Here is a 14,646-nt window from a genome sequence, read left to right on the forward strand (position 1 = left end):
GGAGGTGAGAAAAATATTTGAAACATTAAGAGGTTACTTATCTAGATTTTTAGGTGGAAATGGTTTAACCATAATAGATGTATGTGATGAGGAAGCTGTTCAAGATTATATAAGAGATCCTTTTTCAAACTCTAGTTTTTGTTTAGCTATGCAAAAGAGAGCTGATGCTACAAAATCAGTTAAATTATCAATATTTACAGGAGAGGGAGAGAATAAAAAAGAAGTTCCTAATCACAGTTTAGCAATATTAGGTGAGTATGTAAGTTCATCAATTTCTTATGCTGACTTTATAGATTATGTACTTAACTGGTCTATAGCAAAAGATAAAGGATGTCTTATTAGAAAAGTTAATGGTCTTAGTTGGTTAGCTCCAGATTTAAGAGTATATCATCCAGATAATTTTAATATCCACTTTAATGGAACTGAAATTTCAAGAATAGAGATTATTAATCCAGGAGAAAATATAAGTGATCCAAATGAAATAAAAAATAATTTTTTATGGATAAAATCAGCAAATTATTATCAAGAGGTAGCTGGAATCTCACCAAATTCTTATGGTACAGGACTTTCAAACCAAAATTCTATGGGTATTTTAGGTAGCTTTATAAAAAAGGTATGGACTTGGAATTGGAGACTATCAAAAAATAGTGGAAAAATAAACGGTGTTATATCTGGAGGTTCAGGTCATTTAACAAAAGAAGATAGAGAAGAAATAAGAGATAGATATGCAGCTATGTCATCTGGAACTAATAATGGGAAACCACTTATTTTAAGTGGAGATGCTAAATATCAAGATACATCTAAATCTCCAATAGAAGCAGATTGGTTAAATGGAGAAAAAACAGCACATGAAAGAATCTGTTTAAGTGTTGGCGTTCCTCCAGAGCTTGTAGGTGGAGGACAATCTACTTATGCTAATAGAAAAGAAGCTAAAAAAGAATTATATACAGACACAGTCATTCCATGGATGCAGGATTTAGTTAATCATTTAAATAAGTTATTTGCTAAAGAACTTAAAGGAGCTTACTTTGATATAAAAATATCACATATAGAAGCTTTGAAACTTGATAAAGCTGAGGAATTAAAAGCTTTAGATTCTATTAAAGATAGACTAACTGTAAACGAATATAGAAAAGCTGCTGCTGAAATTACAGGATTGAAAATTGAAGATATAAAAGGTGGGGATGTAATAGTTATAGGAACTGAAACACTTGAAAATTTATCTACTCCAATTGGAGGTTCTGGAAATGAAAAAGAGGATGATATTTAATGAGTAAAAAATATCTACTTTTAGCAAGGAAACAAAAGAAATTTGAAATGAAGTTATCATCTGATAATAAAATTATAATTTCAAATGTCTTTAAAAGGTTTAAAAAAAGCATTCTAGATAGTAATAGTACAAAGTTATCACAAGAGTTTAATAATCAGCTTAAAATTGATTATATTGGATTTGAAGAGGATTTAAACAATGCATTATCAAATATGATAGTTAAAAATATAGATAAAGCAATTACATATTATACAGAAATATATAGTTGGAATATTACCAAAAAACAAATTTTAGGCATTAAAGATACAATTTTAAAAAATTGGACAAAAAAATATGCAGCTAAAAAAGTTACGAAGATAACAGATACAACTAGAAATATTTTAAATAAAGTAATTTCTGATAACCAAGGTCTTTCAGGTAAAGGCCTTATAAAAGAGATTGTATCTAAGATTGATGATATGAGTGATACAAGAGCAGCTACAATCGCAAGAACTGAAACTAGTTCAGCTATAAATAATACAAGTCTTAATACTGCTAAGGCAGCCAAGATGAAAAAGAAAAGATATATACATATAGGTGGAAGATACACATCTAGAGATAATCATAAAAGATTAAATGGAAAAGTTATAGGAATAGATGAAGATTTTGATTTTGGAACTGCAAAAGCTCCATGTCCTCATCATCCAACATTACCAGTATCAGAAATAGTAAATTGTAATTGTTTAATTACATTTGAATAGGAGGTGCTTATGCCACAAAAAAATATTAGTTTTGGAGTAAATCTTGAAGAATTTGCAGAAAAAACAGATAAAAAAGGTTGTTTTAGTGGAATATTAGTTAATTATAATCATAAGACATTAGCTCTTGGATATTATAGATTTAATAAAGGTTCTATGAAGAATAACGAAGGTAAAACAATGTTGCTACTATATAACCATGCAGGGAATAATATTCCAGTAGGTACATGTATGGGATATGAAACTGAAAAAGGATTTGAAATAGAAGCTCAGTTACAACTAACACAAGATGAATCCGGAGCATATTTAAATTCTAATGCAGCAGCACTGTATGATTTGATGAAAAATCAAGGAGCTAAATTTGAACTATCTGCTGGAGGAATAATCTCTAAAGGAGGTTCTAAAGAAGAAACTGTCGATGGTAGAAAAATTTATTATTATTCAATAGATGAATTTAATGCACATGAGGGATCAATAACTCCAAAAGGTGCAGTACAAGGAAGTAAAATAACAAAAGTATTCGGAGAAAATGGAGGAGATAGAAGAATGGGAGAAAATTTAACTTTAGAGAACATGCAAAAATTATTAGCACAATTTACACAAGAAATGATGAGAGCTCAAACAGATGATGAAATTAAAGGGTTACCTAAGAAGTTCTCAGAATTACAAGAGCAATTTAAAGGGATTGAAAATACTATAAATACTGAGTTTAAAGATGGGTTAGAAGCTAAGTTTAAAGAAATTAATGAAGTTATAAAAGGGTTAAAAGTAGGATATACTGCTACAAAGCAAGATATATCAGATGCAGAAGCATTTTTCTGTATGTTAAAAGAAATGGATGCAAAAGGAACTGGAGTAGAAATTGAGTTTAGCATGAATAATGAAATAAAGAACTTCGCTACACCTTCAACTGGAGATACACCAAATGCAATTAAACCTAAATATGTAGAAACTATATTAACTAGATTACAAGCTAAAAATAGTGTAATGGCCAGAATATCGTTTTTACCTATTGGAGATAATTCGGTTGTTATTCCTAGAGAGATGTTGGGATTACCAGAGTGTGGAATAGTTGGAGAACTTGATGAGAGAACAGAAACTAAAGGAGTTAAATTAGACAATGTAACTATTAATTTATTCCAATTCTACTGTATGCCAGCTGTATCTAATAGATTATTAGCTGTAAATTTTGTGGGATATTTAAACTTCTTAATGTCTAGAGTTGAATATGCTTGGTCTTTATTCATATCTGATAAGATGTTCACTGGAACCGGAGTTAATCAACCTAAAGGAATTTTAGTAGATACTAATATTGCTGAAATTGAACTTGATTTAACAGTTACTGGTTCTGATTTAGCAGATAAAATTTTAGAAATTTACTATTCAATGAGAACAGAAATTGCTGAAAAGTCAACTTGGGATATGACTAGAGCTATGTGGTCAACAATTGCAAAATTAAAAAATGATAGAAAAGATTTCTATATAACTGATTTAAACACAGGTAATGCCAGAACATTAATGAATAGACCAGTTAATATAATTGAATCTGATGTTTTAAAGAATCCAAATACTGCAGCAGCAGGAGATTATTTAATTACATTTGGTTACTGGGAAGAAGGAATGATTGGAGTAATTAATCCTAATCTAAACTTAAAAATAACTGACCAAATTACAACTAAGGGTATTACTAAATACTATATGGAAAAATTATTAGGATTTGGAGTTCAACTTCCTGAGAATTTTATAAAAATAAAAAAAAAGACAGCATAGCATTAATGTCATTGGAGAATGAAGTAAAGAAAAGAGGTAGAAGAGCGGGGAGTTAATCCCCGTTCCTTATAGGAGGATATATGGCTCTTTATAATGAAAAAATGGCTAAAAATATAACTCAAATAACAGAACAAGAAACTTTAGATTTTTATTTTGAAGCTATTTTAGAAAAAATAGAAGCAATATTAGGATATAAGTTGGAACTTGGAGAGAGGAAGGAATTTGTCAAAGGGATTAATTCAGAAGATGTATATCTAACATCAAGGCCAATAGTTTCTATAGTTGAGTGTTTATACTCTGGAGTAGATATAACTAGATTTATAAACGTTAAATCTAATAGAAAAATAAATATAGGTACTGAACTTTGTTCTTGTGATGAAATAGAAATCGAATACATTGCTGGATATTCTGAACTACCTAAAAATATTCAAATGTTTATATTTGAACAAATAGTTTTAGCAGGAACAAAAATTGATGAAGCTGGATTAAAAAGTTATTCTATTAAAGATATAAGCTACACATATATAAATGACTTGGATAAAAATAAAAACTTTATAGACTCCATAATTAATATGTTTGGAGCAACTGCATGTCTGTAGATATAGGAAAAATAACTAAAGCAATGAATTATTTTGCTACTCATACTATTGAAATTGGTATTTTAGGAGAGGGAGATAGCATGGGAGAGCAGAAAGAAATGACTGTTCTTGAATATGGAAGTTATTTAGAGTTTGGAAGTCCAGGAGGAAAAATAAAACCTAGAGGATATTTTAGAAGAGCTATTGAAGAAAATAAATCATCTATAACTTTATTTGTACAAGGAGTATTAAATCAAGTATTAGCTGGAAATTTAGATGGTAGATTAGCTTCAATGCAAGTAGGTGAATATATAAGAGGTTTAGTCGTACAAGCTATAGCTGATGCTTCTAATTGGGCAATAAAAAATGATCCTGATTATGAAAAATGGAAGGCTAATAAATATCCAAATCGTGCAGGACAAACACTTATTTTAGAAGGGTATTTAATAAAAAGTATTAGATATAAAATAAAAAAAGGTGGAGCAACTGTTTATAAAAGTGATTGGAATAAGGTTGGTGGCTAATGAGTAGAGTTTTTATACCTAAGAGACTATTAACTCCTATAACTGTTGAGGAAGAAATAGGAGGTCATTGGGATAATGGAGAATGGATAGAAGGAATAAAAAAAACTATAACTTTCAAAGGCGTTTATTTTCCATTTAATTCTTCTGATATAAAGAATTTTAAGGAGGGTTATATTGAAGTAGGTGACATAGACCTTAGAGCAAAGGTTGCATTGACTGAAAAATCAATAATAGAACTCAATGGAGTTAAATATGAAGTTAATCCTAATTTAGATTATGGATATTTAGCTGATATTAAATTCTATATTTTAAAGAAGGTGATTAATAATGTTCACGATAATCAGGAAACTAATTAATACTAGAGTTGATAAACCTGTTGAAGTGATAGAAGGATATAACGGAAAAAAAGAACCACCAAAACCTTATGGTGTAGCTTATGAATTGTCTGAAAATACAGAGGATGTATTTTGGGATGATGAAATATTAAAAGATAAAGAACATGCTTTTTTCGAGGGAGAAAGTACTATACAGTTTGAAGTTATTGGAGAAAATTTAAAAGAAGCAAAAGAAAAAGCAACTGTTTTAAAAAATCTAATAGTTTATAAAATGAGATACCAAGAATGGGAGCAAAATGGGATAGGAATAATTAATGAAAATATAGTTATTAAACCTATGCATGAGGAGCAATCTAAGCAATGGATTTATAGATTTATATTTGATATTAAATTTGAGTATAAATTAGAAATTGAAAGGGCTTTAGATTTAGCTAAATCAATAGAGTTATCTTTGAATAATTCTGAAATAATAATAGGAGGTAAGTGATGGAATATCAAAATCCAGTACAAATAAAAGTAGAAATGGCTCCAAGTTTTACTAAGGCAGCTTTAAATAAATGTTTATTTATAACAAATGAACATAAAACTGATGCTGACGGAGCAGTAGCAAGTATTAAAACATTTTCAAGTTCTGAAGAGGTAGCAAAATATTTTGGAAATAATTCTAAAATATATGAAGCTATTCAATTGTTTTTAAGTCAAAAAACATATCCTGCAAAGCAACCATTAATACCAGATTATTTTCATGTTTTATCAGTAAAAAAAACTGGAGCAACAAAACAAGATGTCGTTGATGCTTTAAATGAACTAGGTTCAACAGTTGAATATTACTCAATAGCACATATTTTAGAACCAGAAGTAATGACAGTGGGAGCATTGAATGCGTTTTGTAATGAAAAGAGAAAAATATATTTTGAAACAACAACTACAGAAACAATAACTGATCCCGAAAAGAGTGATAGATATATAAAGTTTATTGATTATTCAAATGAGAATAAAGCGATTGCGTATATGGCAACTGTAATTACTCCAGGTGCAGGAAGTAAATCTGATATGAATATTTTATCAGGAGTAACAGCTGATGTAAGCGGTGGGAAAAGAGTTGAACTAGCTAAAGTTAATATAAATTTTGCAGAAAAAAGAACTTCTAAAGATTATGTGCTTGCAAGAATGGGAGTTACAACTGATTCAACAGACATTACTGAGGTAACCGCTACAGATTGTATTATTTATAATTTGATAGATAATATTGAAATCGCTATGGCTGAAAAAGGCTTCAAGCAAGATACTAGAGGATATTCTTTATTAGAGACTGTTATATCAAATGTAATGGGAGAAATGTACCAAATGGGTCTTATAGCTGATTTAAATGGAAAAGCAGAGTTTAAGATTCTACCTATAAATCAAACTGCTGCAGAAAGACAATTAAAAGTAATTAGGCCTAGAGTTATATTCAGATTAGCAGACTTTACTAAAACAATAGAATTAACACTAGAGAGAACTTATGGAGAGGTGAATAAATAATGGCTAAAGACATGTCGAAAGTATTTTTTAATTATAATGGGTTTTCTTTAAAAAATATACTTGAAATTACATGGAATAAACCAACAGACCCTTGGACACAAGATGAGGAAGATCTATATGGTGAACATGAAAATATATATGCTGGTTCAAAAAAAATAGTTTTTACTATAAAAATAAGAACTAATACAGATGATGAAAGAATAATGAAAGCAGCTGAACTTGCAAATTTAGAAGGTATAGGAGCTTTTATAGATAAAAGAGGAAGTATAACAGAAAATATTCCTTTTGACTTAGGTGTGGTATCTATTTTAGATAAAACTTACAATAAAACAGAAAATACAGTGCAGATTTTAGTAAAAGCTAGAGTTATTGCAGACGTTATGATTTAAGGAGGGATTTTTAATGAAATTAAATTTAACAAAGGATCAATTAGATAAAGTAAAAGATATGGAATTTAAAAGAGAAGGTATGGGAGCGTTAGAGTTTAAACTTAATGTTACTGATGCTGAATGGGAAGATAGAGAGGTTCTGTTTAGAATAGAAAGAGTTTCTCCCCAAACATATTTAAGAATTGCTGAAAAAGATGGATTAACAAAATCTGTTCCAGAAACTTTACATAATTTTATATCGTTACCTGTAGAAGCTAAAAAAATAGATTTTTTTACATATGATAATGAAGCGTTAAATGTAGTTGGGTCTATTATAAATGGATTCCAAACATCGCCCTTATTATTCGGAAGAGGAACTGGAGGACTTGAAGAGTTTACTAAAGATTAGATATGAGTTTGCTTTTGAAACTAGGCAGCCTATAAATGATGTTCTTAATATGAGTATTGAAGATTTCATTATAGCTCAAAACATTTGGAATGAATATATAACGAATAAAAATAATAATATAGGTGGGGGTGAAACATGCTAGAACCTTTAACAACCAGTTTTAATATAGTTGGAAGTGGATTAAGTGCTTTAAAGCAAATTCAAGATAGCTACAACAGATTAAAATCTTCATTTAAAACTACCGAAGTAGAAAGTAAGAATTCTTTTGGAAAAATGAAAACATATGCAAATAGTTTTTTTAATACAATGCAAAGAGGAGTTGTAAAAGTAGGAACAGGTTTTAAAACAATGATGGCTCGTTCCGCATTATCCTTTAAAAATTTCATGGGAAGTTTTTTAGGAAAGGCATTGCTTATAGGTAGTATTTTAGGTGTTGGAATTGGTGTAGGTAGCATGATTAATGAATATAGACAATTTGATGATATCATGCTACAAACCAAAGCTATTGCTGGAGCAACTGAAACACAGTATGTATCTTTAAGGGAACAAGCTAAGGAATTAGGAAGAACAACTAGGTTTGAAGCTTTTCAAGTAGCTGAAGCTCAAAAATATCAAGCTGTTGCAGGATGGAAAGTTAATGAAATATTAAAAGCTACTCCGGCTATTATGGATTTAGCAGCTGCATCTGGGGAAAATTTAGGAACTGTATCTGATATTGTTACAGATTCAATGACTGCATTTAAATGGGCAGCCAAAGATGCTGCTAAATTTACAGATATATTGGCAGCAACAGCCACATCTACAAATACAAATATTTCAATGTTAGGAGAATCCTTTAAATATGTTTCTCCAATGGCAAGTGCTTTAGGAGAAAGTGTTGAGAGTACAGCTACTTATTTAGGTATGTTAGCAAATGCAGGAATAAAAGGAAGTATGGCAGGAACAAGTTTAAATCAAGTGTTTTCTAGCTTATTAAATCCAACTGATGAGGTAAATGCAAGTTTGTATAAAATGGGAGTAAATCTAAAAGATTCTAAAGGTAATTTTGTAGGACTTCAAAGTGTATTTAAATCTTTAAGAGCAGGATTAAAAGGTATGGGTGAATTTGAACAAGCTGCTACTCTTAATAAAATATTTGGAGAGAGGGGCGGTAGAGCTGTTCTTACAATACTAAAATCTACAAATGAAGAATTTGATTCATTATTTAGTAAGATAAAAAATTCATATGGATCAACTAAAAAAATGGCAGATATTATGAATAGTGGATTTGGTGGTGCTATGGATAGACTTAAATCATCCGCATCAGGGTTAAAACTTGAAATAATGGAGATTTTATCTAAACCTATGGCTAAATGGTTTGATGGTTCAGCTAAGAAAATGGATGATTGGACAAAGAAAATAAAACCTTTAACAGATGATACTTTGAAATTTTGGAAAGAAAATAAAGAAGCAATAATCGGAATAGCTACTGTTATAGGATATATGATTGCTCCAATGGCAACTTTAGCAACATGGTTTATAGGTTTATATAATAATTGTGATGATTTTAGAGAAATTGTAGATTTTACTTTTAAGCATTTATTTGGATTTATAAAGTATTCAATAGAAAAAATACAGGACATGATTGAATGGGTAAAGGATCTCGGAGAGAAATTAAAAGATTCATTTAGTTTATTTAAGACAGAGCAAGGGTTTAAAACTTCCTTGGAAATGGAGGTTCCTAAACAAGTTGATATAAAAGCTAATTTAAAAACAAATAGTTTACAAGATAGCTCATTTGCTGCTTCGAATTTAGTTATAGAAAAATTAACAAAAGAAAAAATTATAGAAAAAAATACAGAAATGATGAATGACAATATAAAGGGTTCTAATATAACTAATACATCAAACAGTAGTAATAAAACAGTTCATAATACAAATACATTTATAATTCAAAGTAATGATGAACAAAAAACAAAGAAAACTATAATGGAAGTTTTATATGAAGAAAAAATAAAGGCTGGTGAAATATAATGTTTAATCTTTCAGGAATTACAAATTTAATAGACAAACCTTTAGAGGGATTATCATCATATTTTACCTCAAAGGCAAATAGTTTAGTGAGTGGGTTTACAAGGACCTACTCACTTTCATCAACAGAGAAAATAACATTAATTTCAGATATATATATAAACAGATGTTATCAAATAGGGAGTTCTTATAATGCTGAAGCTCCAAGTCACAATTTAGATGATGGGTCTGTAATTGCTGAAACTATTATTAATGGACAAGACGAATGGAATATGAAATGTAAATTAACATCTCAAAATCATAAAGAACAATTTGAAAAATTATTAAAATATAAAGAAAATGGAGAATTAGTATCTTTAACTTTTGGTGGTAAAACAACAACTAATCTAGCAATAATGAATATAGATAGGACCATTGATAATATTTTATATACAGATTTTACAGTTTCTTTTAAAAAATTAAAATTTGTAAAAGTGGCAATGATTCCAGCTCCTGAAATGAAAAAAGTTACATCAAAACCTAGTGAGAGTTTGGCTGGTAAAAAAGAAACTACTAAAATTATGAAATCAAAAGCTAGTAGTGTTGAAATGGGTATTGGTGAAGGTAAATTAACTCCAAATGAAAGAGTTAATAGCAATTCATTTAACATGATAAATCCGTTTCCATTTGGTGTTAGTGGAAATATATTAGAGAAAAATTATGGTATTAATTCAATATTGAGTGGTGGTAAATAATGTATGCAATTGAAATAAGTAAAAAAAAGATTCCTTATTTAACTCAAATTTCAATAAAAGATAATATTTTTTATATAAATTTTAGATGGAACTCATACGACAATAGAATTTATATGGATTTATTGGATGTTAATAAAAATATATTAGTAGAAGATGAACCTATTGTATTAGGACAAATTTTATTTGCAAGATATTACATAGATGATGCAGGAAATATGAATGATAAATTTCCAAAAGCATTAATAGTAGCAAACTTTAATGATGGAAATGATTTATCTAATATAACATTTGATAATATTGAAAATGTTTTACTTTATATAAATGAGGTAGATATATGAATTTTATGAGATGGGCATCATTAACTATAAATGGAGTTAAAATAAATCATGAGGAGCAAGATGGTTTATATTTTGAAGTTGAATACAATAGTGGAAAAGATAATGAAATAGGTGTATGTAAAATTAGAATTTATAATTTATCCCAAGATATAGAAGTTGGATCTGTTATAGATTATGACTTTGGAAGAGATTTGTATGGTGGAAGATTTGGAACATTTGTTGTAAAAAAGAGAAATGAAATTAGAGACAAAGCAGATAAAGTACAAGAATTGTTATGTAGTGAAAGAGCTGTTGAAAGCTCTAATACTGTTAGTGTAAGTTTAAAGGGTCAAATAAGTAGTTCAGATGCCATTAGAGAGATTTGCAATCAAGCTGGTCTTAATATGGTTCAAGTAGAATTAGAGATTGAAAAAACATATCCTAATAGCTTTAGTTGTTTTGGAAAAGCTACGGATGAATTAAAAAAAATAGCAGATAATACATCTTCAAAATTTAAAATAGAGGGTAAAGATGTTTATTTTTATAAAGATAAACCTAAAAGTAAATTTATAATAGATTTAAATTTCAATAGTGGTCTTATTAAAAATCCTGCAGCAGCCGAAGAAATAACATTGGATTCAATTCAAAATAAAAAAGCTCAGAATAAAGAGATTGAAGCTAATTATTTAACTGAAGATAAATTGAAAAGTAAGTTGTCTAAGGAATATGATTTTATAATAGAATGCATGAGTTTACATTCTTTTAAGAAAGGAAATATAGTTAATATAAGTGGAAGTGATACATTTAATGGATTATGTAGAATTTGCTCTTTAGAAATGAGAAATACAAATAAATGGATAACTACATTAAAGGTTAAGGTGATGTAATGTTTACTAGTTGTCTAGCTAAAATAACAAGTATAGAAGGCAGAATCTTATCTGTTTCTCCAGTTGGGACCATGAATGGTAAAAAACCTCCTGAAATACATGGAGTTCCATTAGGATTGATAGGTAACGAACAAAATCATTCTGATTATAAATTAAATATTGGAGATATTGTTGCTATTTTTTTTACAACATTTTCTTTAGATGATTTTGTAGCAAATGGATCTGATGAATGTAATAGTTCAATAGGTAAAAATGATTATAATAGTGCTTTTGCAATACCTATAACATTTAATAATCAAAGTATGGACTTGCCAGAATCTATAAGAACTGTTGGAAATAATATCCATAAAGGTAATTTGAATCAAGAAGGTACACAAGATATAACGGGATTATGTAGTAGTGAAACTGATTATATATCAGCAGGAGTTAGTGGAAAAAACCATTCTCACAAGTACAATCCTGGCTCAAATCCACCAACAGACACTGCACCACCAACTAAATCAGCAAAAGAAATTGGAACAGGAGGTATGCTATGAAAGAATTGATGTTTAATGATGGAGACATAACCTTTATAGTTTCTGAAACAATTGAAGGATTTGAAAATAAGCTGGTAAATTCCTTACAAATATTTTCGTGTGAAACATTTTATGACCAAAATAATGGAATTAACTTTGATGTTATAAGTTCTAATCAGACTGATTATAAATTGGAGCATATAAAATCAAAATTGCTAGAATGGTATGGGAATGAAATCGAGGATTTAAAATATAAAAACATCAAATTGGTTAATAAGGTTGTTAAAGCGACTTTAGAGTATAGCCATAAAACATTAGGCAATAAAGAAAGTGAGGTGAATTTCTAGTAATGGCAAAAGGATTTAGTGGATTAATGGGAATGGTTCAACAAGAAGCTAAAATTCAATTTGGAGAAGATTTTAATACTGATGTTACATCAAATTTTTATAAATATTCAGCAACAATAGTATTGTTGTGCTCTTATTTAGAGGATAAATTTATATCCTTAAAATCAGGTAGAAATATATACACAGCATACGATACACAATTAGATGATTTATTTTCTAATGATTTGATATTTAGAATACAAGGAGCAAGAGCTACAGGAAAAGCTACTGTAACTGGAGATAATGACACTGTTATTTATGAAAAAAGTTTGATTGTAAAAGGGAATAATGAGTTTATTTATACGAATTTAAACAAAGGTATTATAACAAATGGTACTGTAGAACTTGATTTTGAATGTACAACTATGGGAACTAATGGAAATTTACCAGCTATGAATTTTAAAACTGTTCAAAAAGCTCCGATTGGAGTAAGAGATATACAGAACAAAACTATAAGTGGTGGTCTGAATAAAGAAACTGATTATGAATATATCCAAAGATATTTAAGCACTATAAGAGATGTAGATTGGAGTTTACCAGCTTTATTAGGTTCAATAAGAAAATTAAATGGAGTTGTAAGTTGTGATGGAGTAAGAAATAATTCTAATACAGATGGTGTTAATGGAATAGAAAAGAAGAGTGTTCGAGTTGTAGTAGATGGAGGAGATCCAAAAGAAATAGCTCAAACAATTTACAGGAAAACACATACTGCAAATACTGTAGGTACTATAGAAAATAATATTGAATTAGTTCCAGGATATTATCAAACGATAAAATTTGATAGACCAAATATAGTTGGAATAGATTATCAATACAATATAATATCTCAAAATACAGATGAAATATTAAATTTATTGAAAGAATACTTAAATTCATTAAAAGTTGGAGATATAGTTTCAACTGAAGAGTTTAGAAAACAAAAATTAGATAATACAGCTATAGAAGCAAATATGAGAGTGTTAAATATTAACTTTAAAAAGTCATCTTCATTAACATATGAACCTTTTATTCAGCTTAATTATGATGAAAAAGGGTCTTGTGGAACAGGAGCGCTAATATGAGCGAAATAGAAAATATATTAGAAAGTTTACCAGAGCATTTTAAGAAAGAAAATTCTTTAAAATTAATAAATTGCTTTAAGCCAATTTTTGAATATTTAAATAAAATTCTTGATGATGATATTGGGATGAGTAGTATAAATAAGGCTTTTGATGAGTATTTAGATTATATAGGCTATAGAATGCTTGTTGGAAGAAATAATATGAATAATGAAGAATATAGGCCTTTTTTAAAAATGATGAGATTTAAAAGTTTAAATGCACCAACAACTGAAAATTTATTAAAACTTGCTTATGATATGACTGGTTTTTATCCAGCAGAAACTTATTTTTATCCTAATGGTGAACCGGCAAGTCAATATATAAAATTTATAGTTCCATACACAACTGATTTAAGTAAATTTCCAGATTTAAATCAAATATGTGATGCTGGAGCTAGAATTTATCAAGATATTTTATCCAAAGCACATAGGAGTAGATATTCACCAGAGTGGTTAGCAGGAGTACATCAACTTAATATGAATCTTGAAATATATGAGGTTCCAGCAATAGGAGGAAATAATGTCTAAATTAAAAAAAATAAAAAATGGAGAGTATATAGGTGGAGATAAATATACAGTAACCCCAGATGCAGGAGGAAAATCTAAAATTGTTTTTAGTCCAGATAGTATATTAACAGAGCCAACACCAGTAGGAGCTGAGATATTAAATGAAATGCAGTTAAATGAAGTTTATACATTAGATACAGTTAGAAGTGTTGATGGACAAAAAGAAATATATACAGCAACTTTAGAAGGATTTACAGAGTTTGATAATCCAGATTTGAATTTTAATTTAAAAATAAATTCAGAAAATACAAATTCTCAAACTTATTTAAGGCTAAATAATATTGATTATCTTATAGAATGTAAAATTGGAAATTTAAAAGCTGGAAGTATAGTCTATGCTAAAAAAATAAATAATACTATTAAAATAATTGGCAATAAAAACTTTGGAACAAATGAAGGAGATATACTAGAAGGAAGTAAATTAGCTGAAATACTTGGAATTGAATATGGTGGAGTTTTAAATAATAATAATCAAAAAGTTGCAGGGAAAGGGTACTATGATACTGCAAATAAAAATATATATAAATGTACTACAAATACTTCTATAAATTACGCAGATGCAGGATATTTTATAGAAGTTTCTAACAATGATCTTTTGGGTAAATTACAGAATTTA

20 protein-coding genes are annotated in these 14,646 nt (G+C 28.7%); all 20 read left to right on the forward strand.

From position 1 onward, the window contains the following. Positions 1-4: 4 nt before the first annotated feature. The gene (locus Q0W06_RS13950) at positions 5-1,270 is read left to right on the forward strand and encodes a phage portal protein (protein WP_297636828.1); all 1,266 of its coding nucleotides are present in this window, start codon (positions 5-7) and stop codon (positions 1,268-1,270) included. Then, a complete protein-coding gene (locus Q0W06_RS13955) occupies positions 1,270-2,010 on the forward strand; it encodes a phage minor head protein (RefSeq protein ID WP_297636831.1) in 741 nt (246 codons plus the stop codon). Before Q0W06_RS13950 ends, Q0W06_RS13955 begins: the two co-directional genes overlap by 1 nt. A 9-nt stretch (positions 2,011-2,019) precedes the next feature. Beyond that, positions 2,020-3,777, forward strand: a complete 1,758-nt coding sequence (locus Q0W06_RS13960) for a phage major capsid protein (RefSeq protein WP_297636834.1) — start codon at positions 2,020-2,022, stop codon at positions 3,775-3,777. A gap of 80 nt (positions 3,778-3,857) precedes the next feature. Next, entirely contained in the window at positions 3,858-4,376 is a 519-nt protein-coding gene (locus tag Q0W06_RS13965) for a hypothetical protein (RefSeq protein ID WP_297636837.1), read from the forward strand. Further along, positions 4,367-4,879 carry a hypothetical protein gene (locus Q0W06_RS13970; RefSeq protein WP_297636840.1) on the forward strand — a complete coding sequence of 171 codons (513 nt, stop codon included), beginning with the start codon at positions 4,367-4,369 and terminating at the stop codon, positions 4,877-4,879. The genes Q0W06_RS13965 and Q0W06_RS13970 overlap by 10 nt, the downstream gene beginning before the upstream one ends. Further along, complete coding sequence (locus Q0W06_RS13975; protein ID WP_297636842.1) at positions 4,879-5,235, forward strand: hypothetical protein; 357 nt, start codon at positions 4,879-4,881, stop codon at positions 5,233-5,235. The genes Q0W06_RS13970 and Q0W06_RS13975 overlap by 1 nt, the downstream gene beginning before the upstream one ends. After that, complete coding sequence (locus tag Q0W06_RS13980; RefSeq protein WP_297636845.1) at positions 5,207-5,701, forward strand: hypothetical protein; 495 nt, start codon at positions 5,207-5,209, stop codon at positions 5,699-5,701. Before Q0W06_RS13975 ends, Q0W06_RS13980 begins: the two co-directional genes overlap by 29 nt. Further along, positions 5,701-6,738: a hypothetical protein gene (locus Q0W06_RS13985; RefSeq protein WP_297636848.1), complete on the forward strand. Its 1,038-nt coding sequence runs from the start codon at positions 5,701-5,703 to the stop codon at positions 6,736-6,738. Before Q0W06_RS13980 ends, Q0W06_RS13985 begins: the two co-directional genes overlap by 1 nt. After that, positions 6,738-7,127, forward strand: coding sequence for a hypothetical protein (locus tag Q0W06_RS13990; protein ID WP_297636851.1), 390 nt, complete (start codon positions 6,738-6,740; stop codon positions 7,125-7,127). Before Q0W06_RS13985 ends, Q0W06_RS13990 begins: the two co-directional genes overlap by 1 nt. A 13-nt stretch (positions 7,128-7,140) precedes the next feature. Beyond that, positions 7,141-7,515, forward strand: coding sequence for a hypothetical protein (locus Q0W06_RS13995; protein ID WP_297636854.1), 375 nt, complete (start codon positions 7,141-7,143; stop codon positions 7,513-7,515). After that, positions 7,493-7,657 (forward strand): hypothetical protein, encoded by a 165-nt coding sequence (locus tag Q0W06_RS14000; protein WP_297636856.1) that lies wholly within the window; start codon positions 7,493-7,495, stop codon positions 7,655-7,657. The genes Q0W06_RS13995 and Q0W06_RS14000 overlap by 23 nt, the downstream gene beginning before the upstream one ends. Further along, the gene (locus Q0W06_RS14005; protein ID WP_297636859.1) at positions 7,651-9,528 is read left to right on the forward strand and encodes a phage tail tape measure protein; all 1,878 of its coding nucleotides are present in this window, start codon (positions 7,651-7,653) and stop codon (positions 9,526-9,528) included. Before Q0W06_RS14000 ends, Q0W06_RS14005 begins: the two co-directional genes overlap by 7 nt. Continuing rightward, positions 9,528-10,259: a phage baseplate protein gene (locus tag Q0W06_RS14010; protein ID WP_297636862.1), complete on the forward strand. Its 732-nt coding sequence runs from the start codon at positions 9,528-9,530 to the stop codon at positions 10,257-10,259. The genes Q0W06_RS14005 and Q0W06_RS14010 overlap by 1 nt, the downstream gene beginning before the upstream one ends. Then, positions 10,259-10,597 carry a hypothetical protein gene (locus Q0W06_RS14015; protein ID WP_297636865.1) on the forward strand — a complete coding sequence of 113 codons (339 nt, stop codon included), beginning with the start codon at positions 10,259-10,261 and terminating at the stop codon, positions 10,595-10,597. The genes Q0W06_RS14010 and Q0W06_RS14015 overlap by 1 nt, the downstream gene beginning before the upstream one ends. Next, positions 10,594-11,463: a hypothetical protein gene (locus Q0W06_RS14020; RefSeq protein ID WP_297636868.1), complete on the forward strand. Its 870-nt coding sequence runs from the start codon at positions 10,594-10,596 to the stop codon at positions 11,461-11,463. The genes Q0W06_RS14015 and Q0W06_RS14020 overlap by 4 nt, the downstream gene beginning before the upstream one ends. Further along, entirely contained in the window at positions 11,463-11,999 is a 537-nt protein-coding gene (locus Q0W06_RS14025) for a hypothetical protein (protein ID WP_297636871.1), read from the forward strand. Before Q0W06_RS14020 ends, Q0W06_RS14025 begins: the two co-directional genes overlap by 1 nt. Next, on the forward strand, positions 11,996-12,325 hold the full coding sequence (locus tag Q0W06_RS14030) for a hypothetical protein (protein WP_297636874.1): 330 nt from the start codon (positions 11,996-11,998) through the stop codon (positions 12,323-12,325). The genes Q0W06_RS14025 and Q0W06_RS14030 overlap by 4 nt, the downstream gene beginning before the upstream one ends. 2 nt (positions 12,326-12,327) lie before the next feature. After that, complete coding sequence (locus Q0W06_RS14035) at positions 12,328-13,425, forward strand: baseplate J/gp47 family protein (RefSeq protein ID WP_297636877.1); 1,098 nt, start codon at positions 12,328-12,330, stop codon at positions 13,423-13,425. Further along, the gene (locus Q0W06_RS14040) at positions 13,422-13,991 is read left to right on the forward strand and encodes a hypothetical protein (RefSeq protein ID WP_297636880.1); all 570 of its coding nucleotides are present in this window, start codon (positions 13,422-13,424) and stop codon (positions 13,989-13,991) included. The genes Q0W06_RS14035 and Q0W06_RS14040 overlap by 4 nt, the downstream gene beginning before the upstream one ends. Next, on the forward strand, positions 13,984-14,646 hold a 663-nt coding region (locus Q0W06_RS14045), incomplete at its 3' end, for a hypothetical protein (RefSeq protein ID WP_297636883.1). The genes Q0W06_RS14040 and Q0W06_RS14045, both read left to right, overlap by 8 nt.

This window comes from uncultured Clostridium sp. (genome assembly GCF_947072515.1).
Lineage (GTDB): Bacteria > Bacillota > Clostridia > Clostridiales > Clostridiaceae > Clostridium.